The sequence below is a fragment of the Cobetia sp. SIMBA_158 genome (assembly GCF_046566945.1).
Classification (GTDB): Bacteria; Pseudomonadota; Gammaproteobacteria; order Pseudomonadales; family Halomonadaceae; genus Cobetia; species Cobetia amphilecti.
Map to the genome: position 1 here is coordinate 1 of NZ_JAWJYL010001047.1, position 238 is coordinate 238.

A 238-nucleotide genomic window follows, 5' to 3' on the forward strand; every position below is an offset into this window, starting at 1 on the left:
TTCATCAAGTTGAGCAATACTCATCATAGATGTACCCGGCTTTACATAAAAACCTTCTCGCACATTCAGCTCATCAACAATCCCACTTTGACGCGCATAAAAGGTAATATTTTGCATTATTTGCTTATTTTTTTGTAAGCGCTCAATAAATTCAGCAGATACATTTAACGACTCTAAACGTGCCTTTGCAGCACGAATTAGTACATTGTTATTTCTATTTACTGCCAATAAAAACTCT

At 34.9% G+C, this 238-nt stretch carries 1 protein-coding gene; it reads right to left on the minus strand.

Annotated features, from left to right (window positions below; all coding sequences use genetic code 11):
* Window positions 1–238: efflux RND transporter periplasmic adaptor subunit (locus R2R70_RS23005; protein ID WP_410979346.1), on the minus strand; the 238-nt coding region annotated here is incomplete at both ends.